Below are 24,556 nucleotides of genomic sequence, written 5' to 3'. Positions count from 1 at the left end.
CCCTTTTTATATTAACTTTTTAAATTAACTGCGGGCGGCGACCAGCCGGTCGGCCTGCTCTTTAATCACGGGCCACACCGACTCAATCGCCACATCGGCGACATTCGCTTCTTCACAGACTATCTGCTTCGCCTTGTCATAGCCCGGCGCCCAGATGTGATAGCCGGGCAGCCCGGTATTCTTGAGTTTGCGTTTGTTATAGACCGCCACCATCGGCTTATCGAAAGCCCGGGCAATATGCACGATCGAGGTGTCCGGCGTAATGACTAAATCACAGCTGCGGATCACTTCTACGGCGGAGTTGATGGTGCTGTCGGCGATGTACAGCGCCATATCCAGCCCCAGCTGGCGGATTTTTTCACTGCGCCCCACCATCACGATACAGACCCGGTAAGGCAGAGCATGTAGCCGCTCGACCAGGGTCGCCACCTGGTGACGACAGAAGTCTTTATCCTCGGAGGCGGTAAAAGGGTTAATGGCGATACGCAGTTCGACCTCTCCGGCCTGAGAAAGCAAGCGGGCCACTTTCTCCCGCTCATGGCGGCAGCCGGGGAGATGATAGTGATACGGGCGGTCGTCAACGATGCCAAACAGCTTCACCACCTGCTTATAGCGCAGGGAAATATGGCTGTTGCCGTCAAAAAAAGCGATTGAGTGATCGTAAAGTTTATAGGGCTCTTTATTAAAACCAATCACGCTGGTCGCCCGTAAATCGGCGAGTAATTTAAAGCGTTCATAGCTGGTCACGTCATCAAAATCGATAACCGCATCAAAACCCGCCGCCCGCAACGTATTTAAGGACATGCGGGGCCGATATAAATATACTTGCTGAATGAATTCTGAGCCTGCTAATATTTCGCTGCATATTGGTCCGGTTAACACCGAAACCTGATATCCCCGTTCGGCCAGTATTCTGGCGCAGCCGGTCGTGACCACCATATCACCGACTTTATCATCCAGACGCAATAGCAGCACGCGGCGCACAGCCGCTGGGTCGAAGGCTTTACGCGCCGGCTTATTTCTGTATCGATAGTTAATTAAATTAAATTTAATGCCGCGGAAAAAAGCATTCTTTTTCCGCGTTAATTGTTTAAGGATACGCATACGGTACCTTGAGCTGTGTTAGCGCTGTGTAATTTTCCGCTGGTAATATTCTGCCAGCGTCATGCCCTTCACCTGCGGCGCCAGCCAGCTAAAAAAGGCTTCGAGGTCAGCGTATAAACGCTCAATATCCCGTTCATTCTGGAACGTGGGGCTGCCGCCGGGCATATACTCTGAAGAGTGGAGCATATATTCCACGTAGTCATTGCCCTGCGTCAACGTTTGTTCGACGACTTTTTTCATCGTCTCCACATTGCCGCCCATCGGTCGCAGCCAGTGTACGGAGGGGGAACGCACTTTGCCGCGCAGGCGGTCGTAGCCCTGCTTCACGCTGTTCATCCACGCTGAGTGCTTGTACTGGATGCTCATCGGCACTTCCAGCAGCGGCGAGTGGCCCTCGCGGCTGATGTCATTTTCATCGAGGAAATAGGCATGCTGCGGAAAGCGGCGATAATCGGTCCCGCCATCGCCCTGCGGCGCCCCCTTGGCGGTCTTCCAGTTCACCCGCGGGGTCACCGAGCAATCCACCTGATACCCGTATTCCACCAGCAGACGCGCATAGCGCTCGTCAAAAGCCCAGCGCCCGGCGCGATGGCTAACCATTTTGGTCTGGAAGGTATCCTCCAGCAGACGCGTCATATAGTCGACCTTCTCACGCATCATAGCGTCGCTGTATTCAATAAGATAAGGCTTATGGCGCCAGTCATCTGCGGTCAGCGGCTCGGTCGGCGGGCTGTTCCACGCATGCAGATGCATGCCGACTTCCGCGGTGCCGCGGGCAATCACGTCTCTGGCGAATTCGATATAAAAGGGATCGATGGCCATTTCATAGTTGGTCAAATAGACCGGTTTAAAGCCATACTTTTCGCAAAGCTGCTGAAAACGCGGAAGATAACGCGCATTCTCGGTGGTGATGCTGTCATGTTTTTGCCAGAGGTTATCGCCCTCTGTATCAATCGTAATGAGAAATGCGGGATTGTGCACGAAAACGTCCTCAGGCCATACGTATCGGGTCATGGTAGAGCAATACAACGCTTCTCTCAATCTGTCTGATCCCCTAGAATCGGAACCCTTATCCTGGATGAAGAACAGAGTATGACGCCTGAAACCCTCTCCCGCGGCCCGTTGAACCCGGCGCGGATCCTGGTCATTAAGCTGCGCCATCATGGCGACATGCTGCTGATCACGCCGCTTATTCACGCGCTGAAACAGCAGTACCCCGCCGCCAGCGTGGATGTCCTGTTGTATGAAGAGACCCGGGATATGCTCGCAGCCAACCCCGATATCCACCATATTTATGGTCTCGATCGCCGCTGGAAAAAGCAGGGAAAAAGGTATCAGCTGAAGATGCAATGGCAGCTCATTCAGACGCTGCGCCAGCAGCGGTACGATATGGTGCTTAACCTGGCCGACCAGTGGCCGAGCGCGGTTATCAGCAAACTGACCGGCGCCGCGACGCGGATTGGTTTTGATTTTCCGAAGCGCCGCCACCCGGTCTGGCGCTATTGCCACACCGCGCTGGCCTCCACCCAACAGCACAACCAGTTGCATACGGTACAGCAGAATCTCTCTATTCTCGCTCCGCTCGGTCTCCCGTTGAACGACGCGCCGGCGCGGATGGGCTACAGCGAAGCAGACTGGGCCACCAGCCGCGCCCTGCTGCCGGAGGAGTTCCGGGAAAACTACATCGTCATCCAGCCGACGTCGCGCTGGTTCTTTAAATGCTGGCGCGAAGATCGGATGGGCGCCCTGATCAACGCGCTGTCCGCCGAAGGATACGCGGTGGTGCTCACCTCCGGCCCCGATGCTAGAGAGAAGAAGATGGTGGATACCATCATCGCCGGCTGCCCGCAGGCGCGACTACACTCTTTAGCCGGCCAGTTAACGCTGCGCCAGCTGGCGGCGGTGATCGATCATGCCCGGTTGTTTATCGGCGTCGACTCGGTGCCGATGCATATGGCTGCAGCCCTTGGCACTCCGCTGGTCGCCCTGTTCGGTCCCTCGAAGCTGACCTTCTGGCGTCCGTGGCAGGCGAAAGGCGAGGTGATCTGGGCCGGCGACTTCGGTCCGCTGCCCGATCCGGACGCTATCAACACCAACACCGACGAACGTTATCTTGATTTAATTCCTACCGACGCCGTGATCGCGGCGGCGAAAAAGGTACTGGCATGAGTAAATTCAGGCTGGCTCTGGTGCGGCAGAAGTACCGCCCGGACGGCGGCGCAGAACGGTTTGTCTCCCGCGCGCTGGAAGCCCTCGACAGCAGTCATCTGCAGCTGAACGTCATCACCCGCGAATGGCAGGGGCCGGTGAAACCGGACTGGCAGATCCATATCTGTAACCCACGTAAATGGGGGCGCATCAGCCGCGAGCGCGGCTTTGCCAACGCCGCGCGCGCGCTCTGGCAGCGCGAGTCCTTCGACCTGGTGCAGAGCCATGAACGTATTCCCGGCTGCGATCTCTACCGCGCTGGCGATGGCGTTCATCGCCGCTGGCTGCAGCAGCGCTCGCGCATTTTACCGGCCTGGAAAAGCCGCCTGCTGTTCGCCGACCGTTACCACCGCTACGTCATGCAGGCGGAGCGCGAGATGTATGAAGACTCACATCTGCGCGGGGTGATCTGCAACGCCGAGATGATCAAGCGCGAGATCATTGAAGACTTTGGCCTGCCGGCGGAGAAGATCCACGTTATCTATAACGCCATTGATAACCAGCGTTTCCTGCCGCCGGGCGAAGAAACCTTTGCCGCCTTACGCGCCAAATGGCAGTTGCCGCTGCAGGCAACCTGCCTGATTTACGTCGGCTCCGGCTTTGAGCGTAAAGGGCTGGCGGCGGCGATCCGCGCCATCGCTCCCACCGATCGCTACCTGCTGGTGGTCGGCAAAGATAAGGATCAGCCGCGCTATCAGGCGCTGGCGAAGAGCCTGAACTGTGAAGCGCGGGTGCGCTTCTTCGGCATGCAGTCGGAGACATTGCCCTTCTATCAAATGGCCGATGGTCTGCTGCTGCCGACCCTCTACGATCCGTTCCCCAACGTCATCCTCGAGGCAATGGCCTGCGGTCTGCCGGTGATCACCACTACCGGCTGCGGCGGGGCGGAGTTTATCGTCGACGGCCACAATGGTTACGTCTGCGACGCTCTGGATATCCCGGCGCTACAGCAGGCGGTAATGGCCCTGCCCGCGCGCGCGCTGGGCTCCGCGCAAGGCGGTCACGCCCGCGAGCGCATTATGGCCTGCACCAGCGAGCGACTCTCAACCCAGCTGCTTTCTCTTTATCAGGATCTGGTGAAATAACGATGCGCATCTTATTTGTGATTGACGGTTTACCCGGCGGCGGCGCGGAAAAAGTGGTCCTGACCCTGGCGGCACAGTTCCTGCGCGACGGCGATCGGGTGTCGCTCATTTCGCTGCGCGATGTCTGCGAGTACCCATTGCCCGAGGGGCTCGACTACCAGGTAGTTGCCGATCGCTGCCGTAAACCGTGGCGCAAGCTGACCGAGCTGTCCCGCCGCGCCCGCCAGCTGGATGCCGCAGTCGTGCGGGCCGAACAGCAGGGGCAATTTGACCTTGTGCTCTCCAACCTGCACAAAACCGACCGCATCGTCGCCCGCAGCCGGGCACTGCGCGAGCGTAACGTCTGGTTCTGTCTGCACGGCGTATTCTCTGCCTCCTATCTCGGGCACCGCACCGGCTTTGACCGCTGGATGAAGCAGCAGAAAATTAAGCGAATTTATCAGGGTCGCAACGTGGTGACGGTTTCCGACGCGGTGGGGCGAGATCTGGTGGAAGAGTTTGCCCTGCGCCCGGCACAGCTGAAAACCATCTACAATCCCTTCGATATCACTGCCCTGCGCGCCGAGGCGGAAGCCGATAGCGAGCGCCCGGACGGTGACTACCTGATTCACGTCGGTCGCTTCCATCCGGGCAAACGCCATGACCGCCTGCTTGAAGCCTATGCGCAGAGCGGCATCGACGCACCGCTGGTGCTGCTAGGCCAGGGAAAACCGGAGCAAGAGCAGCGCCTGCGCCAGCTGGCAAAAACGCTGCACATTGACGATCGGGTGTGGTTCAAAGGTTTTCAGAAAAACCCCTTACCGTGGATCAAAGGCGCACGGATGCTGGTTTTGAGCTCCGATAGCGAAGGATTCGGCAATGTGGTGGTGGAGGCGCTGCTGTTACATACTCCTGTCGCCAGCACCCGCTGCCCCGGCGGCGTCACCGAGATCCTCACCGGCGAACTTGCCCGCGGTCTGGCGGATCTGACCAGTCCGGCGCTGGCTCAGACGATGCAAAGCATTTACCATAACCCGCCGGCCATCGACGATGCCGCGCTGGAAAAATTCAGCGTCGTATCCATTTGTCAGCAGTACCGTCAGCTGCAGCGCACCTGACGCCGTTAGTTAACCAGGATCGAAGATTTATGAGTCAAACGCCTTTATTGAGCATCGTGGCTGCCGTCTACAACGGTGAGAAATTTCTAGCGCAATTCTTTGAGTGCATTGAACAGCAGCAGCTGGACAGCTATGAACTGATCCTGGTGAACGATGGTTCGACAGACAACAGCCTGGCGGTGATCGCCGAATGGCAGGAGCGGCTGCAGAACGTCCAGGTGCTGGAGCAGGAAAACCAGGGCGTCTCGGTCGCGCGCAATACCGGCCTCGCCGCCGCCAGCGGCAAATATCTCGCGTTTCCGGATATCGACGACAAACTCTATCCGGGCATGTATCGCACGCTGCTGGAGATGGCCGAGAAAGAACATCTCGATATCGCTACCTGCAACGGCACCTATGTGTACGAAAAGCGCCGCGAGAGCCACCCGATCTTCCCACTGGATCGCCTGCCCTCGACGGATGTGCTGCCGGGCCATGTCTGGCTTAAGCAGGCCCTGGACTCGCGGAAGTTTCTGCACGTCACCTGGCTTAATATTTATCGTCACGACTTTATCCGCCAGCATCACTTCCATTTCGAGCCTGGCCTGCGCCATCAGGATATCCCATGGACCACAGAAGCCCTGCTGGCCGCGGAGCGCGTGCAGTACACCAGTCAGCAGTTCTATGATTACTACATTCACTCTGAGTCGGTGTCGCATAAGCCGGACAACGACGACACGCTGATGCGTTCGGCGCGCCACTATATGAAGATTCTGGAGATGCTGGAGGCGATTAACCAGCGCTACCCGGATAAAGTACGCCATATCGCCGCCTGTCGCTGGCAGATCGCCAAAGAAGGCCTGGGGATCATCCATACCTTCGATAGCATGAAAGATGAGTCCAAAAAGCATGTTATTATTAACGAATTCTTCGACCGCGGTATCTGGCGGTTAATCTGGAAAAACGCCTGTACTTTCCGTTTACGCTGGCGCCTGGGACGCCGTTATCTGCGTATTAAGCGTTATCGCCACGCGGGATAGACCAAAAACCCGCTGTTTCCGCCAAAGAGATAGCTTTACGCGGGCTAAATGCTTAGAATTTGCCCGCCAAAACAGAGAACGGATAAATAGTTTGGAATTGCTTTATACCACCCTACTTTACCTTATTCAGCCGCTGGTGTGGCTGCGGCTGCTGCTGCGCAGTCGTAAGGCTCCTGCCTATCGCAAACGCTGGGCGGAACGCTATGGCTTCTGTCAGAACAAGGTAGAGCCGGATGGCATTCTGCTGCACTCCGTTTCCGTCGGCGAGACCTTAGCCGCCATTCCGCTGGTCCGCGCCCTGCGCCACCGCTACCCTTCTCTGCCGATCACCGTCACCACCATGACGCCGACCGGCTCCGAGCGCGCCATGTCGGCGTTTGGCAAAGATGTTCATCACGTCTATCTGCCCTACGATCTGCCCGGCGCCATGAACCGCTTCCTGAACACCGTTCAGCCGAAGCTGGTGATCGTTATGGAGACCGAGCTGTGGCCGAATATGGTGGCCGCGCTGCATAAGCGTAAGATCCCGCTGGTGATCGCCAACGCGCGCCTGTCCGAACGTTCCGCCAAAGGCTATGCCAAACTGGGCGGCTTTATGCGCCGCCTGTTGAGCCGCATTACGCTTATCGCCGCGCAGAATGAAGAAGATGGTAACCGCTTCCTCTCTCTGGGGCTGAAGCGCAACCAGCTGGCGGTCACCGGCAGCCTGAAATTCGATATCTCCGTCACGCCAGAGCTGGCGGCCCGGGCGGTGACGCTGCGTCGGCAATGGGCACCGCACCGCAAGGTCTGGATTGCCACCAGCACCCACGACGGTGAAGAACAAATCATCCTCCAGGCGCATAAAAAACTGCTGGAGACTTTCCCGAACCTGCTGCTGATCCTTGTTCCCCGCCATCCGGAGCGCTTCCCCGACGCCCGTGAGATGGTACAAAAGGCTGGGATGAGCTTTACTCTGCGCAGCACCGGCGAGATCCCCTCCTCCAGTACCCAGGTAGTCATTGGCGATACCATGGGCGAGCTGATGCTGCTCTACGGCATTGCCGACCTCGCCTTCGTCGGCGGCAGCCTGGTGGAGCGCGGCGGCCATAACCCGCTAGAGCCGGCGGCGCACGCCATTCCGGTGCTGATGGGCCCGCATACCTTCAACTTCAAAGATATCTGCGCCAAGCTGCAGCAGGACGATGGCCTGATCACCGTTACCGATGCCGATTCGCTGGTCAGGGAGGTGTCCACGCTCCTGACCGATGAAGATTACCGTCTGTGGTATGGCCGTCACGCGGTGGAAGTGCTGCACCAGAACCAGGGCGCGCTGTCGCGTCTGCTACAGTTACTGCAACCTTACCTGCCGCAGCGGAGTCATTAATGTCGAACCGGCTTTCCGTGGTGATGATCGCTAAAAACGCCGCCGACCTGCTGCCGGATTGTCTGGGCTCCGTTAGCTGGGCGGATGAAATTATCGTCCTCGACTCCGGCAGCACCGACAACACCGTTGAGCTGGCCCGCCGCCTCGGCGCCCAGGTCTATACCCATACCGACTGGCGAGGCTATGGCATTCAGCGCCAGCGCGCGCAGGATTACGCCACCGGCGACTGGGTGTTGATGATCGATACCGATGAGCGCGTCACGCCAGAACTCAGGCAGGCTATTCTTAAGGTACTGGACGCCCCCCAGCGCGGCGCCATCTACAGCATCGCCCGCCGTAACTATTTTCTCGGACGCTTTATGCGCCACAGCGGTTGGTATCCCGATCGCGTCCTGCGCCTGTACGAACGCGCCCGTTACCGCTATAACGATAATCTGGTCCATGAATCGCTGGATAGCCTGGGCGCCGAGGTTATTCCGCTGACCGGCGATCTCCTGCACCTGACCTGCCGCGACTTCGCTGGCTTCCAGCAAAAACAGCTGGCGTATGCCGCCGCGTGGGCGCTTGAGCGTCACCAGAAGGGCAAGAAGACCTCGATGGCAGGGATTTTCAGCCATACGCTGGGCGCGTTCCTCAAGACGTTGCTATTGCGCGGTGGGGTGCTGGACGGTAAACAGGGATGGTTACTGGCGATGGTCAACGCGCAGTATACGTTTACGAAATATACCGAGCTGTGGGCGCTGAGCCACGGCTACTCGAAGAAAGAGTCATCATGAGCACAAAAGCGATCTATCCGGGTACCTTCGACCCCATCACCAACGGTCATATCGATATTGTCACCCGCGCGGCAAGTATGTTCGATAAAGTGGTGCTGGCTATCGCCGCCAGCCCGAGTAAAAAGCCGATGTTCAGCCTTGATGAGCGCATTGCGCTGGCAGAGCAGGCGACGGCCCACCTGGTGAACGTGGAGGTTATCGGCTTCAGTGATTTAATGGCCAATTTCGCGCGCGCGCAGCAGGCCAATATCCTGATCCGCGGCCTGCGGGCGGTGGCGGATTTCGAGTATGAGATGCAGCTGGCTCATATGAACCGCCACCTGATGCCCACCCTTGAGAGCGTGTTTCTGATGCCGTGCAAAGAGTGGTCGTTTATCTCTTCCTCACTGGTGAAGGAAGTGGCGCGCCACCAGGGCGACGTTTCTCACTTTCTGCCAGCTAATGTGCATCAGGCGCTGTTGAATAAGCTGAAGTAACGCATCTGCCGGGACATGAGCCACGTCGGCTGGCGCAGTACTGCGCCGCTGGGTCATTCACACCGACTCTGTCCCGGTCTTTGTGCCAGATGGCGCTACGCTGACCTGGCCTACAAACGCCCCCGGCCCACCAGATGCGCACCCGCAGGCCCGCTGACCTGGCCGACAAACATTCCTGTTCCTGAGATCTACTTCTGGCACTGACGGCAATAAAAGGTCGCCCGCTGGGCATGTTTGGTCCCGACGACCGGCGTGCCGCAGATCCGGCAGGGTTCGCCCTTGCGGCCATAGACCTGTAGCTCCTGGGCGAAGTAGCCCGGCTTGCCATCGCTTTGCAGGAAATCCTTTAACGTGGTGCCGCCCTGCTCTATCGAACGCAGCAGGACCAGCTTAATCACCTTCACCAGCTGCTCACACTCTTCCCGCGACAGCGAGGACGCCAGCCGGTCAGGATGGATCCCGGCGGAGAACAGCGATTCACTGGCGTAGATATTCCCCACGCCCACCACCAGCTTGTTATCCATCAGCCAGGATTTGATCGCGGTTTTCTTCTTCGCGCATTTTTGCTGGAGATAGTCGGCGTTGAACGCGTCGCTGAGCGGCTCCGGGCCAAGATGGGCCAGTACCGGATGGCCTTCCAGCGTTCTGGTCCACAACCAGGCGCCAAAGCGGCGTGGATCGGTGTAGCGCAACACCTTGCCGTTACTCATGACCAGGTCAACGTGATCGTGTTTTTCAGCAGGCAGCTCTTCGCTCAGGATGCGCAGGCTCCCCGACATCCCAAGATGGACGATGATCCAGCCGTCCGGCAGCTCCAGAAGCAGGTATTTGGCGCGGCGACGCACGCTGAGAACCGGAACGTCGCTCAGGCGATAGATCTCTTCGGAAACCGGCCAGCGCAGCCGTCCGTTGCGCACGACGGCGTGCAGAATGGTTGCGCCAACCAGGTGCGGCTCGATGCCGCGACGGCTGGTTTCAACCTCTGGTAATTCAGGCATGATTTTCCTCCGTTTACCCGACGTATTGTGCTTCACGGACAGGTGACTGAAAAGGGAGTATGTGAAAGCAATATGGGGGAGTTTTAAAAACAAAAAACCCCGCCGAAGCGGGGTTTTTATACAAGGAGGCTAAAATTATTTAATTTTAGCTTCTTTGTAGATAACGTGCTGACGTACAACCGGATCGTACTTTTTCAGTTCCATTTTTTCCGGTTTGGTACGTTTGTTCTTCGTGGTGGTGTAGAAGTGACCAGTACCAGCGGAAGAAACCAGCTTGATTTTCTCACGAATACCTTTAGCCATGATTTATTTCCTCTAAGTACTTAGTACTTTTCGCCACGGGCACGCAGTTCAGCCAGAACTGTATCGATGCCTTTCTTATCGATTACACGCATACCTTTAGCAGATACGCGCAGGGTGACAAAACGCTTCTCGCTCTCAACCCAGAAACGGTGAGAGTGCAGGTTCGGCAGGAAACGGCGTTTAGTCGCGTTCAGTGCGTGGGAACGGTTGTTACCGGTCACCGGACGCTTGCCAGTAACTTGGCAGACTCGGGACATGTCTATTCTCCAAAAATCAAATTAGCTCGAGCTTCGTATGGGGTATTGGCGCCTCGTCAGGCTTTACAGCCTGGTCATCGCAGTTCAATGTGAACTCTCGACTGCCAGGCCCAAATGCCAAACCCGAGATTCTCAAAGGTGGCGTAGTATACGCTGACTCGGCGATGTGCTCAAGTCCCGAACAGACAAAGATCCCGAAGGATCGCCAGTTCGGGGCTAAATCCAGCCACGTTCGGCAAAAGATACATACGCACCGCGGCCGATAACCAGATGATCAAGCACGCGTATCTCCATGAATCTACAACATTTTATCACCCTTTCGGTAATCAGTCTGTCGGCCTGACTTGGCTCCGGGCTACCGGAGGGATGATTATGCGCAAGGATCACGGCGGCGGCGTTCACTTTGATGGCTTCGCGTACAATTTCTCGCGGATGCACCTCAACGTGGCTAAGAGTACCAGAAAAAAGACGACTATGTTTCAACACCCGGTTCTGATTATCTAAAAAGATCACCATAAAGATCTCGCGCTCCTCTTCCGTCAGCTGGCTTTGTAAAAACTCGCGCGTCATCGAGGGGGTGACCAGCGCGGCCTCCTCGACCAGCTGCGAGCTAAAATAGCGTCGCGCCAGCTCGGCAATGCCCTTCAGTTGCGCATATTTCGCCAGCCCCAGTCCGTCCACAGCAATCAGTTGCGCTTTATCAGCGGAAAGCAGAGCGTAGAGTGAGCCAAAACGCTGTAGTAACGCCTGGGCATAGCTGAGCACATCCTGACGACGCGTGCCGACGCGCAGAAAAAGCGCCAGCAGCTCAACATCCGTTAGCGTTTCGATGCCGTATTGCAGCATCTTCTCCCGTGGCATCAGATTTTCCATTCCGTCCATGCGCCCTCCTGGATGAATCAGCCTATCCTGGCACAGCCTGACGGCGCTGCCGACCCGCCGATTTTCACCCTGCGTAGCCGCTCGCAAAGTGAATGCCCGGCAGAGGCACGACGGCGGCAGGATTGTGATAAGATGCGCGGATTCTGGTCTACGGCAACAGGAAGACATCATGATGACTCTGGCGGGTAAAAAAATCGTCCTGGGCGTCAGCGGCGGCATCGCGGCGTATAAAACCCCGGAACTGGTGCGCCGGCTGCGTGAACGCGGCGCGGAAGTGCGTGTCGCGATGACGGAGGCGGCAAAAGCGTTCATCACCCCACTCAGCCTGCAGGCGGTATCCGGCTATCCGGTTTCCGACAGCCTGCTCGATCCGGCGGCGGAAGCGGCAATGGGCCATATTGAGCTCGGTAAATGGGCCGACCTGGTGATCCTCGCCCCAGCGACCGCCGATTTAATCGCTCGCGTGGCGGCCGGCATGGCCAACGATCTGGTGTCGACGATCTGTCTTGCCACCCCATCCCCGGTTGCCGTGGTGCCCGCCATGAACCAGCAGATGTATCGCGCGCAGGCCACCCAGCATAATCTGCAGACGCTCGCTACCCGCGGGCTGCTGCTATGGGGACCAGACAGCGGTAGCCAGGCCTGCGGCGACGTCGGCCCGGGGAGAATGCTCGATCCGTTAACTATCGTAGACATGGCCGCGCAGCATTTCGCCTCCCCTGTCAAAGATTTGCAACATCTCAACCTCATGATTACCGCGGGCCCGACCCGTGAGCCATTGGATCCGGTGCGTTATATCACCAACCACAGCTCTGGCAAGATGGGCTTCGCGATTGCCGCCGCCGCAGCGCAGCGGGGCGCGAACGTGACCTTGATCAGCGGGCCGGTATCGCTACCGACCCCGCCGTTTGTGCAGCGCATTGATGTCACTACCGCGCTGGAGATGGAAGCGGCCGTCCAGGCTGGCGCCCAGCAGCAGCACATTTTTATTGGCTGCGCCGCAGTAGCGGATTACCGCGCCGCCGTCATCGCCGAAGATAAAATAAAAAAACAAGGTGATGAATTAACAATAAAAATGGTTAAAAACCCGGATATCGTGGCCGGGGTCGCGGCGCTAAAATCACATCGCCCCTACGTCGTTGGGTTTGCCGCCGAAACGAATAATGTGGAAGAATATGCGCGGCAAAAACGTGCCCGCAAGAACCTCGACCTGATTTGCGCCAACGATGTTTCCCAGCCTAATCAGGGCTTTAACAGCGACAGCAACGCACTACACCTTTTCTGGCAGGATGGGGAAAAGCGCTTACCACTTGAGCGCAAGGAACTCCTGGGCCAATTATTACTCGACGAGATCGTGACCCGTTATGATGAAAAAAATCGACGTTAAGATTCTGGACCCGCGTGTCGGCCAGCAATTTCCGCTGCCGACCTATGCCACCTCCGGCTCCGCCGGACTTGACCTGCGAGCCTGTCTCGACGACGCCGTAGAGCTGGCGCCGGGCGCAACCACGCTGTTGCCGACCGGCCTTGCGATTCATATCGCCGATCCCTCTCTGGCGGCGGTGATCCTGCCGCGCTCCGGCCTGGGTCATAAGCATGGCGTAGTCCTGGGCAACCTGGTGGGCCTTATCGACTCCGATTACCAGGGGCAGCTGATGGTGTCCGTCTGGAACCGCGGTCAGCAGAGCTTTATTATCGAGCCGGGCGAACGTATCGCACAGATGGTCTTTGTGCCGGTCGTTCAGGCGGAATTTAACCTGGTGGAATCCTTCGATGCCACCGACCGCGGCGAAGGCGGCTTCGGTCACTCAGGGCGTAAATAAGCCCAGCAACACGGAATCTGCATCCCAACGCGCATAACGCAATAACATTACCGCAAGCCCTGGTTTGCGGTCGCGTTGTGGATGTCTGCCTGACAAGTGCTTATTTTCAGGGGTATTTTAAAACATGGCAGAAAAGCAAACTGCGAAACGGAATCGTCGCGAAGAAATACTTCAATCTCTGGCGCTGATGCTGGAATCCAGCGATGGTAGTCAGCGTATTACCACCGCGAAACTGGCGGCTTCCGTCGGCGTCTCTGAAGCCGCGCTGTATCGCCATTTTCCCAGCAAAACCCGCATGTTTGACAGCCTGATCGAGTTCATTGAAGACAGTCTGATTACGCGCATCAATTTGATTTTGAAAGATGAAAAGGACACCACCGCGCGCCTGCGCCTGATCGTTCTGTTGATTCTTGGCTTTGGCGAGCGTAATCCTGGGCTGACGCGTATCCTCACCGGGCACGCGCTGATGTTCGAACAGGACCGGCTTCAGGGTCGCATCAACCAGCTTTTTGAGCGCATCGAAGCGCAGCTACGCCAGGTGATGCGCGAGAAAAAAATGCGCGAAGGCGAAGGCTACACCCTCGACGAAACCCTGCTGGCCAGCCAGCTGCTGGCTTTCTGCGAGGGCATGCTGTCGCGCTTTGTGCGCAGCGAGTTCAAATATCGTCCGACGGATGATTTCGACGCCCGCTGGCCGCTGGTCGCCGCACAGCTGCAGTAAATCCTCACATGCAGCCGCCAGGCTGCATGATTCTCCTCGCAATCTGCGTAAGTTTGTCGCAAATTCCAGGGCCATTGGTTGAATTGCCCAATGCGCGTTTCCGCTTTCCTTTCCTACTATCCAGCTTGCTGAACATTTCCCCCTCCCCCAACACCACCCGACAAGGAGAGATTTGATGGCGACGTCACGGCGGGATTTACTGAAGATAGGCGGGTTGGCAACCGCATCGCTACTGGTCAGTCAAAAAAGCTTCGCAGCATGGGCCCCCTCTGAACGCTATCCGGACCCACGCATCGTGGCCGTCGATGATAGCTTTCGTCGCTATATGCTTGCCAGCGCAAAGGTCGAACGCATCGCCAGCGGCTTCCGCTGGGCGGAAGGCCCGGTCTGGTTCGGCGACATGCGAATGCTGCTGTGGAGCGACATTCCGAATAACGCCATCATGCGCTGGGATGAAGTCAGCGGAGAAACCAGCGTCTTTCGCTACCCGGCCAATTATAGCAATGGTCACGCCCGCGACAGACAGGGGCGCTTAATCAGTTGCGAGCACGACACCCGCCGCATTACGCGTACCGAATACGATGGGTCTGTTACCGTACTGGCCGATAGCTACCAGGGTCATCGCCTCAATTCTCCAAACGATATCGTTGTGAAGTCAGACGGCACCATCTGGTTTACCGATCCGCCATTTGGCATCAGTGGTTTTTACGAAGGCCACAAAGCAACATCAGAATTGCCGCAAAACGTCTATTGTCTGGAGCCGGAAAGCCGCAAACTGAGCGTGGTACTGGGCGACGTAAAAGGGCCAAATGGTTTGTGTTTCTCGCCGGATGAAAAGACCTTATACGTGGTGGAAAGCCGGGCGACACCGAACCGCTTAATTCTGGCGTGGGATGTGGAAGGCAATACGCTGAAAAATAAACGGGTGTATCTCGACTGTGGGAACGGTACCGCCGATGGGTTCGCCTGCGACGCAGACGGCAATCTGTGGTGCGGATGGGGAAGCGGAAACGAAGAACTCGACGGCGTGCGGATCTTCAACCCACAGGGTAAGCATATCGGCACCATTAAACTGCCAGAGCGCTGCGCGAACTTGTGCTTTGGCGGCGAACAGCGCAATCGTCTGTTTATGGCGTCCAGCACGTCAATCTATTCGTTGTACGTCAATGCGCAGGGCGCTAAGCTGATATAGCGGAAATCCGGCAGCCGAGGCTGCCGGGCGCATCATCAGACGCCGTAGGCTTCACGATAGGCGCGAACTGACGCCAGGTGTTCCGCCATCTCCGGCTTTTCTTCCAGGTAAGCGATCAGCTCTTTCAGAGTGATGATTGAGATAACCTGGCAGCCGTAATCCCGCTCCACTTCCTGAATGGCGGAGATCTCGCCGCGGCCGCGTTCCTGACGATCCAGGGAGATCAGAACGCCCGCCAGCTGCGCGCCCTGGGCCTGGATAATCTCCATGGATTCGCGAATCGCCGTACCGGCGGTGATCACGTCATCCACCAGCATTACCCGGCCCTGCAGCGGGCTACCGACCAGATTGCCGCCTTCGCCATGGGTTTTTGCCTCTTTGCGGTTAAAGCAGTAAGGCAGATCGCGGTCATGATGCTCGGCTAACGCCACCGCGGTGGTGGTGGCGATTGGGATTCCTTTGTAGGCCGGGCCAAACAGCAGGTCAAACTCAATTCCGGAATCCACCAGCGCCTCGGCATAAAAACGGCCCAGCAGAGCCAGATCGCGCCCGGTGTTAAACAGGCCGGCGTTGAAGAAATAGGGGCTCTTGCGCCCGGATTTCAGCGTGAATTCGCCAAACTTAAGAACCTGCTTGCTAAGCGCAAACTCAATAAACTGGCGCTGATACGGCTTCATGGATTCGCTCCTTTGGTACTTTTCATCATTGTCAGACTGCGCGCTCCCCTTCGCAGGTGTGATGAAGGATAAAGCGCAAAAAAAAAGGCGACTTCTCAGTCGCCTTAATCATTAATTTTCTAACGCCGCCTTCTGCGTCGTGATAATGGACTCGATCCCCCCTCGGGCTAACGCCAGGAGAGTGAGGAGTTCTTCATGGGTAAACGGCTCACCTTCCGCAGTGCCCTGCACCTCAATAATACGGCCATCTTCGGTCATCACCACGTTCATGTCGGTCTCCGCGGCGGAGTCTTCGATGTACTCCAGATCGCAGATGGCTTCGCCATTTACGATACCGACGGAGACCGCGGCCACCATCCCTTTCATCGGATTGGTTTTCAGCTTGCCGGCGGCGACCAGCTTATTCAGCGCATCGGCCAGCGCCACGCAGGCACCGGTAATGGAGGCAGTGCGGGTGCCGCCGTCGGCCTGCAGTACATCGCAGTCGAGAGTAATCGTGAATTCGCCCAGCGCTTTCAGGTCAACCGCTGCGCGCAGCGCGCGGGCAATCAGGCGCTGAATTTCCATCGTCCGGCCGCCCTGCTTGCCTTTTGCCGCTTCACGCGCGTTACGCGTGTGCGTAGAACGCGGCAGCATGCCGTATTCAGCGGTGATCCAGCCCTGGCCCTGGCCTTTCAGGAAACGCGGAACGCCTTCGTCAATAGAGGCAGTACACAGCACTTTGGTATCACCGAATTCGACCAGCACGGAGCCTTCAGCGTGTTTTGTGTAATTACGGGTCAGGGTGACGGGACGCACCTGATTAGCGCTACGGCCTGCTGGACGCATGATAGAAATCTCCGGCTTGAAACGAATGTGAGGGCGCATTATACGAATTTCATGGCAAAAAGCCTATGCCCACTCCAGCCGGACGCGCCGATAATGTCAGTCCAGCGTTTTACGATAAGATTTCAACCCCACACCAATGACAATCACCGCCAGGCCTATCAGCGGCAAGAGGTCAGGCAACAATGCCGTTGCTGAATAGCCTTTCAGCATAATGCCCTTAACCAGGCGGATGAAGTAGGTCAGCGGTAAACAGGAGCCAATGGCTTTCGCCCAGTCAGGCATACTAATAAAGGGGCTAATAAAGCCGGACAGCATAATGGAAGGGATAAAGTAAAAAGAGGACATTTGCAGCGCCTGCAGCTGGTTTTGTGCTAAGCCAGAAATACCGATACCAATTGACAGACAAAGAAAGACATAAATTAACAGCACAAAAAATAGTAGGAAGACGCTACCGTGAAGGGGGATATCGAACAACAAAACGGCGGCAATCAGGATTAACGTCGCCTGAAACAGACCAATGATAACAAAAGGCGTTATTTTCCCAATAATGACCTCAAGCCCGGACAACGGAGAGACCAGTAAATTTTCTAACGCCCCGTTTTCTCGCTCGCGGGTAATTGACAGGGCGGTCATCAGGATTAACGTTGTACTGAGTATAGACCCCATAATACCGGGGATAGTATTAAACTGGGTTATCCCCTCAGGGTTAAACATGCGATGAATGATAAGCTCGAAATCATCCTCTTTTTGCACCACACGCATGTCGCCCGGCAAATCGTGCTGAAACATCGACTTCGCCACCTGCACAAGGGCGCTGAGCGCATTCCCCGTGGTGATCGGATCGATGGCATCCCCCTGAATTAATAGTTGTGGCTTTTCTCCACGCAGTAACTTGCGCGTAAACCCTTCAGGGATCGTCACGATAAAAGTGACATCCCCCCGCACAAAGGCTTTCTGCGCCGCCTCTTCTGAATCGACAGGAATCATCGAAAAATACCCGGTATTTTGCGCTTCCGTCACAAAGATTTGACTCATGCGTTCGGTATCATAATTTAGTAAGGCGGTCGGAAGATTATGCGGATCCATATTGATGGCATAGCCAAGAATGATCAGCTGAAAAAGAGGTGTCAGGAGCACCATACTGATGCTGACTTTATCACGGCGTAGCTCGTGAATTTCCTTAATAACCACGCCAATCCACCGCGTAACGGAGAAGCTAAAATTAATTTTTTTCACAATTATTTTTCATCAAGTAGGTAAATGCATCTTCCAGATTGGTATCCACCTTACAGAACTCATAACCCTGTTGCGTAAAGGCAAAAAGCGCGGATTTTAACTTCGCTTCATCTCTGGATGTAATATAAAGCTGATTGCCAAAAATGACCGTTTGCTCAATATCCGGCAAGCGCTGTAGCTGGCTTTCAAGCAGCGTCAGACCGGCGCCGCTGGTTCGCATGGTGATCAAATTCTGGGAGGCGATAATCGACGCAATAGTGCCATTCGCCAGCAGCCGACCATAAGAGAGATAGGCAACCTTATGGCAGCGCTCAGCCTCATCCATATAATGCGTGCTCACCAGTATCGAGATCCCCCGGTCAGAGAGCTGGTGCAGCATTTGCCAGAACTCTCGCCGCGCCTTGGGATCCACGCCAGCAGTCGGCTCATCCAGAAATAGCAAAACAGGTTCATGCAACATACAGGCGGCGAGGGCCATTCTTTGCTTCCAGCCCCCAGAAAGCTCCTTAGCCAGCTGGTGCTGTCGGGCAGTGAGGCCTAACTCAGAAAGCGCACGTTCAACCCGCTCTCTACGCCGATCGAGGCTATATAACCGCGCAATAAAAAGTAAGTTTTCCCGAATAGTTAAATTTCCCCACATTGAGAAATACTGGGTCATGTAGCCTATCTTTTTTTTTATTTTTTCCCGCTGCGTAAAGATATCCATACCCAGACAAGTACCTTCACCGGAATCCGGCGTAATCAAACCACACATCATTCGAATCGATGTCGTTTTTCCGCTACCGTTCGGACCGAGAAAACCATAGATCTCGCCTTTTGCCACCTGTAAAGAGAAATCCTTTACGACGTGATGCTCGCCAAAATGTTTATTGAGATTTTTTACATCAATACAAAGATTATTCATCGCCAATAATCTCCACATCAAACGGTTGGCCGATTTTCATCCGCCCTGCCTGCTGCAGCGCAGGGATAGCCTCCGCCATAAAAATGAGCTTCTCACGACGTTTCGTACTATAAATAACTGGAGGCGTAAACTCGGCCTCAGGGCTGATATAGTTAATAATGCCAGCAATGGGCTCAGCGCAACCATCGCATATAAGTTTTACCTTAGATCCGATTTTAAATTTACCGAGCTTCGCTTCGGGTATAAAGAAGTGTACTTTTATATTCTCAGGAGGTAACAGACTGATTATTGGTTTACCAGCAGAAGGGCGCTCCCCGGCACGATAAATAATATCGAAGACCTTAGCATTGACCGGAGAAACAATCGTCGTTTGCTGGACATCCCACAGCGCCTTATCCCGTTCGAGTTTTGCCGCGGCCACCATTGAGCGCTGCTTGCTAATCTCATCCTGCCGGGCAGGGAGTTGCCGTGCTTTGAGTTGATTAATTAACTCTTCAACCTGTGCGCCTTTTTGAGTTAATTCATCCCGGATATCCTCCCATTCCGCAAGCGATATGGCATGATTGGCGTAAAGATTACGATATCGCCCAAGCTGTCGCTTTACCTGAGATTCTGCCGATTGTGCTTTTTTAATCTGCGAACGTATAATATCCAGCTCTTCAGGCCGTTCGCCAGATTCCAGATTTCGTAATAGAGCCCTCTCTGCTGATAGCTTTTCCTCAGCGCGCAGGAAAATATTTTGCGCATCGAAGGACTCAATCTTCACTAACTCCTGTCCTGCGGCGACGTTATCTCCTTTATTGATCAAGATCCGTTCTATTTTTTCATTACCAGAATATGAAAGGTATACAAATTCTCCATGTGAATAACCGGATAACATGTTATCTGGTTTGTTATCACACCCGGTGAGTATCAGCACCGATATCAATATAATAAATACATTTATTGGCTTTCGCATTAAAACGCATCCATACGCATATCATTTCCCTTATCACTACGGTCTGGATTGAGGCACGCTCGCTCCAGGACCGGACAATCATCGTCAGTTTAATCTCTTAAATAATGCTTAACGTAGCTTTCATTCAATTTATCTATAGAGCTAAGATTTAACCCAGCTATCGAATTAAAAGAATAATCTTTTGTGAATGCAAGAATCGACGATCCGCCCGGGGAGAACCATTTAGCACTCTGTTTAAAAGGCCAGGGAAGTTCATAACCTTCTTCTCTCAGCAGGTGATTAAGCATGCTCCAGTCTGCTCTAAAATCTTCGCCACAAAATGGAGTATCATCCTGTACATTTTCGGCAGTGAACAATGCTATCGGCGTACAAAAATCAGCTGTCGAGGAAAAGTATATATTATAGAAACTGATGATGAGTTTCTGTACTTTTTCAGGAAAAGTTCCAGGAATGGTCAGCACACCCAGCAAGTATTTATAGTCCGGATATCTTTTTATAAAGTCAAATATCCCTTGCCATAAATAATCAAGCACCTTACTTTTTTGATAAGGTTTCTGAATGAAACCGCGGCCAATTTCCACACACTTCTCTAAACAGGAATAGGCATTATCATGGTATTTAAACAAGCTGTTGCTATAGAGGCCTGTTACACCATGTTGGGCCAGTTGCTCGCCAACGGGCATAACACGATATGCTCCCAGGATTTCCACATCAGAAGGATCCCACAAAATGATATGATAATAACTTTCATCAAAAACATCGTTATCTCTGTCGTTACCAGTTCCGGCACCAATATCGCGATAACAGCGTTCGCGTAAGCGCCCTAACTCATCAATAATGGGTGAGGTTCGGTTAGTATTACAGCGATATATCACTAGTTTTCTACCGTCTTCAAACTGCCTTAATATTTCGCACTCCTCTATTGCGCTAATTAGCTCCTCTTTACCTGGTTCTAATTCTTGCGGCGCAATCGTATCTAACATAGCCGGGCCATTCTTCGCTATACTCTGGAGGTGCGTCAAACATACATTTGCCGCGGCAGAAAGATCTTTATTGTATTCTTTAAACGAGGATAAGGCTATTTGCTGTCCTATATTGATTTTCATGGTCTTGCCATGATGGCGGAGAGCTTCACGAATAACCATCATATTCGACAGTTGCCGCCAGAATGTTGCAGTAAGATAATAAATCTTACTGTTTGCTCCCGTAATATGAATTGGTACCAATGCTGCATTATTTCTCATAGCAAGCTGTAAAAAACCGGGGTTCCACTTATGCTCCTGTAACCCGGAAAGAGACCAGTTAGCCAGCTTACCCGCAGGACATATAATCAATACGCCTCCTTTTCGCAGGTGATCGTTCATCTCGCGGAATTTTTTATGGCTCATCTTACCGGCCATATTCTCAATTCCAATGGTAAGTTCCGATACCTGGGGGAATATAATTGGCAAAACTTGATTGGCTATTATTTTTATATCACTCCTGACTCGGGAGACCATATGTATTAAACTAAGTCCATCGATAACCGTCGGATGATTTGAAATAACAACCGTAGCCCCATGCCCAGGTATGTTGTTAAGTTGGTGGTGTTCGCTTTCACATTTCAACTCAAGGAGTTCAACAACTGCATTAACCCACTCGACCCCATTTTTATTAACGAGTCGCTCGTTATATATTAAGCGAGAAAATACCTTATTGCCAAATGCCGTCCTGAACAGCCATTTTTTCCAAAAAGGTATGGTTGTATTTGGAAAAAATTCCCTTACGACTCTGTCAAAGATAGCGTCCATATTAAAATCCTTTTTATAGAACTCATCTTAAACGACTATACTAGCGTTCTTTCAGTCGGACAATACCGCATAAAACTTAAAAAGGCCAAAACAAAACAATTAGATATAATTAATACAACAGTATTCTCACCATAAATACAACCACCAAAGTTTTAATAAATTTATAGTAATCAATGCAAAAAAAACATACATAATGCTTAAAGGTAATACCCTATCTCATTTCTGGTGGTTATACTTCCTAAAACTCACAGAATAGCTTGTCTGGCGGTATATGCATTTGTACAAAGGCATCCGAATTCCATGCCCGTATCTAATATCAGAAAATATTAACTACGGATTCCCATAATATATAACCCCACCTACAGCCCCTGGTGAAAATAACTTTGCGGCGATATCCCTTAAAACAATCGTCCTTGAAGTATTTCATCACTATTCCTGTTAAGTCACCGCCCGCACGGCTATAATCCTTGCATTCATTATTACGAAAACAGGAACGCCTATGATCCGCAGTATGACCGCCTATGCCCGCCGTGAAATCAAGGGTGACTGGGGTAGCGCCGCATGGGAGCTGCGCTCGGTAAACCAGCGCTATCTGGAAACGTACTTCCGCCTGCCGGAGCAGTTCCGTAGTCTGGAGCCCGTGGTACGCGAGCGCATTCGCGCCCGCCTGACTCGCGGTAAAGTCGAATGCACCTTGCGTTTTGAACAAGATCCCAGCGCTCAGGGTGAACTCATCCTCAACGAAAAGCTGGCTAAACAGCTGGTAAACGCTGCCAACTGGGTGAAAATGCAGAGCGATGAAGGGGAAATCAACCCGGTTGATATCCTGCGCTGGCCGGGCGTGATGGCCGCCAAAGAGCAGGATCTCGACGCCATCGCCGCCGACATTCTGGCCGCTCTTGACGGCGCGCTGGACGACTTCATCGTCGCCCGCGAAACGGAAGGCCAGGCCCTGAAAGCGCTTATCGAGCAGCGGCTTGAAGGCGTGAGCGGCGAAGTGGCGAAAGTTCGCGCTCATATGCCGGAAATTCTCCAGTGGCAGCGCGAGCGCCTGGTCGCCAAGCTGGAAGATGCGGAAGTACAGCTGGAAAATAACCGCCTTGAGCAAGAGCTGGTGCTGATGGCGCAGCGTATCGACGTTGCCGAAGAACTGGACCGTCTCGAAGCGCACGTTAAAGAGACCTATAACATTCTGAAGAAGAAAGAAGCTGTGGGTCGCCGTCTCGACTTTATGATGCAGGAGTTCAACCGTGAATCGAACACCCTGGCGTCAAAATCGATTAACGCCGAGGTGACCAACTCCGCGATTGAGCTGAAGGTACTCATCGAGCAAATGCGCGAGCAAATCCAAAACATAGAGTAATCTTCACCAGTGGTCAAAGACGGACTTAAAACCATTGTAAATCATTAAATTATGAAAAAATGACACTCATAAAATCCATTGCAAACCTACTAAGTTTGGGTAGTTATGGGTAGTAGATTGGGGAGTATTTTCTCGCTATAGTTAGTTAAGCGAGACTGTACTCCCCAATTTTTTGAGGTCGAGAAATGGGCAATTTGCATGACAAAACCGTTAAAAAACTGATTAAGGAAAAATCATCCGTCCGACACTCCGATGGCGATGGACTGTATTTGATGACTCCCAAACGCGGGGATGCCTACTGGATGCTGCGCTACACCACACCAGCAACTAAGCTTCGGCGCGAGTACACTATCGGTAAAGTTGATGATTGGTCACTGGCCGATGCTCGTGATGAGGCCGCCAAGCTGAGGTTAGCGATCAAACGTGAAGGAGTTGATCCCGTCCAAGAACGCAAGAAAGTTAATCAGAATCCCTTTAAAACACTGAATGATTTGTATGCTGACTATCATCAGCTCCGCCAGCGACAAATTGCTACCCACGAAAAAGAAAAGAGCCTTTACGAACGAGAGGTGGCTTGGCGTATCGGTAAAGTCGAGCTAGATAAAATAAGACCACTCGACATCAGTGAAATCCTACGGGATATCGCTAATGGTTATGGTGATAAACCACCAAGACCAACCATATCTAACGACGTAATGCGTATGCTCAAGCGCATTTTTGATCATGGCATCAAGCTCGATGTTACTCAGTTCAACCCTGCAAGCCCTTTTCGACCCAAAGATGCAGGTGGGGAGGAACAAGCTGCAAACGACCCTATGACCGAAACCGAAGTCGTTGAGTTCTTTACCAAGCTCAGAGCGATCCCTGCACAATTCAGTCGAGAGAACTATTTGGCTTGTGCTTTGTTGATTGCGACTTGTACTCGGAAAATGGAGTTATTGGCCGCACCATGGCATGAGTTTGATTTGCCAAATCGAGTGTGGCATCTGCCGAAAAAACGCACCAAGAAACGTCGCGCAATCGACATTCCTCTCAGTGATGCAGCCCTGTTGTGGTTGGAAGAGCTGAAGATACGCAGTTGTGGTAGCGAATGGGTATTCCCAGCCAGACGAATAAGCAAAAAGGCACGTACCCCACATGTCTGCGAGAATACCTTAAACCATGCACTGAAGAAGTTGTTTGAACAGAACTTTTTCTCGTTTGAAAAGCGCCGGGTGCATGACCTAAGAGGCACTGCCAGAACCCGAATGGGTAAGATGAATATTCCTGACAATATAGCTCAACGATGCCTTAACCAAATTCCAGGTAACCGAACTGATGGTATCTATAACAAAGATGCTTATTTTGAGGAGCGCAAAGTGGCTCACAACATGCTTGGTGAGTGGCTGGCTCCAATTGTTAATGGCGATGGGGAAAATAAGATTGTCAATTTTGACACGGTTTCTAAATCACAATTTTCACGGCAATAATTGACGTGAAATTACAAACTTACA

Annotated in this window: 26 protein-coding genes; 14 read left to right on the top strand and 12 right to left on the bottom strand. The window is 53.7% G+C overall.

What is annotated here, in order from left to right:
* Window positions 1–24 precede the first annotated feature (24 nt).
* Both KB890_RS15115 and KB890_RS15110 read right to left on the bottom strand, forming a co-directional pair.
* Window positions 25–1,104 carry a glycosyltransferase family 9 protein gene (locus KB890_RS15115; protein ID WP_002922472.1) on the bottom strand — a complete coding sequence of 360 codons (1,080 nt, stop codon included), beginning with the start codon at window positions 1,102–1,104 and terminating at the stop codon, window positions 25–27.
* Between the two features lie 18 nt (window positions 1,105–1,122).
* Window positions 1,123–2,085 (bottom strand): polysaccharide deacetylase family protein, encoded by a 963-nt coding sequence (locus KB890_RS15110; RefSeq protein WP_002922494.1) that lies wholly within the window; start codon window positions 2,083–2,085, stop codon window positions 1,123–1,125.
* A gap of 111 nt (window positions 2,086–2,196) precedes the next feature.
* Here KB890_RS15110 and rfaQ point away from each other — a divergent pair, with 111 nt between their 5' ends.
* The 7 genes from rfaQ (at window position 2,197) to coaD (ending at window position 9,131) form a co-directional block, all read left to right on the top strand.
* On the top strand, window positions 2,197–3,273 hold the full coding sequence (rfaQ, locus tag KB890_RS15105; RefSeq protein ID WP_020324201.1) for a putative lipopolysaccharide heptosyltransferase III: 1,077 nt from the start codon (window positions 2,197–2,199) through the stop codon (window positions 3,271–3,273).
* A complete protein-coding gene (locus KB890_RS15100) occupies window positions 3,270–4,397 on the top strand; it encodes a glycosyltransferase family 4 protein (protein ID WP_020324204.1) in 1,128 nt (375 codons plus the stop codon). Before rfaQ ends, KB890_RS15100 begins: the two co-directional genes overlap by 4 nt.
* 2 nt (window positions 4,398–4,399) lie before the next feature.
* Complete coding sequence (locus KB890_RS15095; protein WP_004145262.1) at window positions 4,400–5,494, top strand: glycosyltransferase; 1,095 nt, start codon at window positions 4,400–4,402, stop codon at window positions 5,492–5,494.
* Window positions 5,495–5,523: 29 nt separating this feature from the next.
* Window positions 5,524–6,513 (top strand): glycosyltransferase, encoded by a 990-nt coding sequence (locus KB890_RS15090; protein ID WP_004173909.1) that lies wholly within the window; start codon window positions 5,524–5,526, stop codon window positions 6,511–6,513.
* A 91-nt stretch (window positions 6,514–6,604) separates the two neighbouring features.
* Window positions 6,605–7,879, top strand: coding sequence for a lipid IV(A) 3-deoxy-D-manno-octulosonic acid transferase (waaA, locus tag KB890_RS15085; RefSeq protein WP_004145263.1), 1,275 nt, complete (start codon window positions 6,605–6,607; stop codon window positions 7,877–7,879).
* The gene (locus KB890_RS15080) at window positions 7,879–8,655 is read left to right on the top strand and encodes a glycosyltransferase family 2 protein (protein WP_004181529.1); all 777 of its coding nucleotides are present in this window, start codon (window positions 7,879–7,881) and stop codon (window positions 8,653–8,655) included. Before waaA ends, KB890_RS15080 begins: the two co-directional genes overlap by 1 nt.
* Complete coding sequence (gene coaD / locus KB890_RS15075) at window positions 8,652–9,131, top strand: pantetheine-phosphate adenylyltransferase (RefSeq protein WP_002922501.1); 480 nt, start codon at window positions 8,652–8,654, stop codon at window positions 9,129–9,131. The genes KB890_RS15080 and coaD overlap by 4 nt, the downstream gene beginning before the upstream one ends.
* A gap of 188 nt (window positions 9,132–9,319) precedes the next feature.
* Here the strand turns inward: coaD and mutM are convergent, their stop codons facing one another.
* The 4 genes from mutM to radC form a co-directional block, all read right to left on the bottom strand.
* Window positions 9,320–10,129 carry a bifunctional DNA-formamidopyrimidine glycosylase/DNA-(apurinic or apyrimidinic site) lyase gene (gene mutM, locus KB890_RS15070; RefSeq protein ID WP_020324213.1) on the bottom strand — a complete coding sequence of 270 codons (810 nt, stop codon included), beginning with the start codon at window positions 10,127–10,129 and terminating at the stop codon, window positions 9,320–9,322.
* Window positions 10,130–10,264: 135 nt separating this feature from the next.
* On the bottom strand, window positions 10,265–10,432 hold the full coding sequence (gene rpmG, locus KB890_RS15065; protein WP_002922510.1) for a 50S ribosomal protein L33: 168 nt from the start codon (window positions 10,430–10,432) through the stop codon (window positions 10,265–10,267).
* A gap of 20 nt (window positions 10,433–10,452) precedes the next feature.
* Window positions 10,453–10,689, bottom strand: a complete 237-nt coding sequence (gene rpmB, locus KB890_RS15060; protein WP_000091955.1) for a 50S ribosomal protein L28 — start codon at window positions 10,687–10,689, stop codon at window positions 10,453–10,455.
* A 216-nt stretch (window positions 10,690–10,905) separates the two neighbouring features.
* Entirely contained in the window at window positions 10,906–11,571 is a 666-nt protein-coding gene (gene radC, locus KB890_RS15055) for a RadC family protein (protein ID WP_002922589.1), read from the bottom strand.
* A 172-nt stretch (window positions 11,572–11,743) separates the two neighbouring features.
* Here radC and coaBC point away from each other — a divergent pair, with 172 nt between their 5' ends.
* The 4 genes from coaBC to KB890_RS15035 all read left to right on the top strand — a co-directional run bounded on the left by coaBC (window position 11,744) and on the right by KB890_RS15035 (window position 15,307).
* Window positions 11,744–12,958: a bifunctional phosphopantothenoylcysteine decarboxylase/phosphopantothenate--cysteine ligase CoaBC gene (gene coaBC, locus KB890_RS15050; protein WP_004188117.1), complete on the top strand. Its 1,215-nt coding sequence runs from the start codon at window positions 11,744–11,746 to the stop codon at window positions 12,956–12,958.
* The gene (dut, locus tag KB890_RS15045) at window positions 12,936–13,394 is read left to right on the top strand and encodes a dUTP diphosphatase (RefSeq protein ID WP_004145270.1); all 459 of its coding nucleotides are present in this window, start codon (window positions 12,936–12,938) and stop codon (window positions 13,392–13,394) included. The genes coaBC and dut overlap by 23 nt, the downstream gene beginning before the upstream one ends.
* A 124-nt stretch (window positions 13,395–13,518) precedes the next feature.
* Window positions 13,519–14,115, top strand: coding sequence for a nucleoid occlusion factor SlmA (gene slmA, locus KB890_RS15040; RefSeq protein WP_002922598.1), 597 nt, complete (start codon window positions 13,519–13,521; stop codon window positions 14,113–14,115).
* 175 nt (window positions 14,116–14,290) lie between these two features.
* A complete protein-coding gene (locus KB890_RS15035; RefSeq protein ID WP_004181531.1) occupies window positions 14,291–15,307 on the top strand; it encodes an SMP-30/gluconolactonase/LRE family protein in 1,017 nt (338 codons plus the stop codon).
* Between the two features lie 35 nt (window positions 15,308–15,342).
* Here the strand turns inward: KB890_RS15035 and pyrE are convergent, their stop codons facing one another.
* The 5 genes from pyrE to KB890_RS15010 form a co-directional block, all read right to left on the bottom strand.
* Entirely contained in the window at window positions 15,343–15,984 is a 642-nt protein-coding gene (gene pyrE, locus KB890_RS15030; protein ID WP_004173904.1) for an orotate phosphoribosyltransferase, read from the bottom strand.
* A 111-nt stretch (window positions 15,985–16,095) separates the two neighbouring features.
* Window positions 16,096–16,812 (bottom strand): ribonuclease PH, encoded by a 717-nt coding sequence (rph, locus tag KB890_RS15025; protein ID WP_002922602.1) that lies wholly within the window; start codon window positions 16,810–16,812, stop codon window positions 16,096–16,098.
* Window positions 16,813–16,908: 96 nt separating this feature from the next.
* Window positions 16,909–18,048 (bottom strand): ABC transporter permease, encoded by a 1,140-nt coding sequence (locus KB890_RS15020; protein ID WP_002922603.1) that lies wholly within the window; start codon window positions 18,046–18,048, stop codon window positions 16,909–16,911.
* Entirely contained in the window at window positions 18,035–18,952 is a 918-nt protein-coding gene (locus KB890_RS15015) for an ABC transporter ATP-binding protein (RefSeq protein ID WP_004181533.1), read from the bottom strand. Before KB890_RS15015 ends, KB890_RS15020 begins: the two co-directional genes overlap by 14 nt.
* Window positions 18,945–19,871: an HlyD family secretion protein gene (locus KB890_RS15010; protein WP_269468163.1), complete on the bottom strand. Its 927-nt coding sequence runs from the start codon at window positions 19,869–19,871 to the stop codon at window positions 18,945–18,947. The genes KB890_RS15015 and KB890_RS15010 overlap by 8 nt, the downstream gene beginning before the upstream one ends.
* On the opposite strand from KB890_RS15010, the gene KB890_RS15005 reads away from it, so the two are divergent.
* Window positions 19,831–19,962, top strand: a complete 132-nt coding sequence (locus KB890_RS15005; protein WP_015959141.1) for a hypothetical protein — start codon at window positions 19,831–19,833, stop codon at window positions 19,960–19,962. The two genes, KB890_RS15010 and KB890_RS15005, sit on opposite strands and share 41 nt — an antisense overlap.
* A 37-nt stretch (window positions 19,963–19,999) precedes the next feature.
* Here KB890_RS15005 and KB890_RS15000 read toward each other — a convergent pair whose 3' ends face one another.
* Window positions 20,000–21,700 (bottom strand): lysophospholipid acyltransferase family protein, encoded by a 1,701-nt coding sequence (locus KB890_RS15000; RefSeq protein ID WP_004181535.1) that lies wholly within the window; start codon window positions 21,698–21,700, stop codon window positions 20,000–20,002.
* A 499-nt stretch (window positions 21,701–22,199) separates the two neighbouring features.
* Between KB890_RS15000 and KB890_RS14995 the strand changes: the two genes are divergently transcribed.
* Both KB890_RS14995 and KB890_RS14990 read left to right on the top strand, forming a co-directional pair.
* Window positions 22,200–23,063: a YicC/YloC family endoribonuclease gene (locus KB890_RS14995; protein ID WP_002922636.1), complete on the top strand. Its 864-nt coding sequence runs from the start codon at window positions 22,200–22,202 to the stop codon at window positions 23,061–23,063.
* Window positions 23,064–23,248: 185 nt separating this feature from the next.
* On the top strand, window positions 23,249–24,532 hold the full coding sequence (locus KB890_RS14990) for a tyrosine-type recombinase/integrase (protein ID WP_046127238.1): 1,284 nt from the start codon (window positions 23,249–23,251) through the stop codon (window positions 24,530–24,532).
* Window positions 24,533–24,556: the final 24 nt, after the last annotated feature.

The organism is Klebsiella sp. P1954 (genome assembly GCF_018199955.1).
GTDB lineage: Bacteria > Pseudomonadota > Gammaproteobacteria > Enterobacterales > Enterobacteriaceae > Klebsiella > Klebsiella pneumoniae.
The sequence above is the reverse complement of the archived record's forward strand: the minus strand, read 5'-3'. Positions and strand labels throughout refer to the sequence as shown.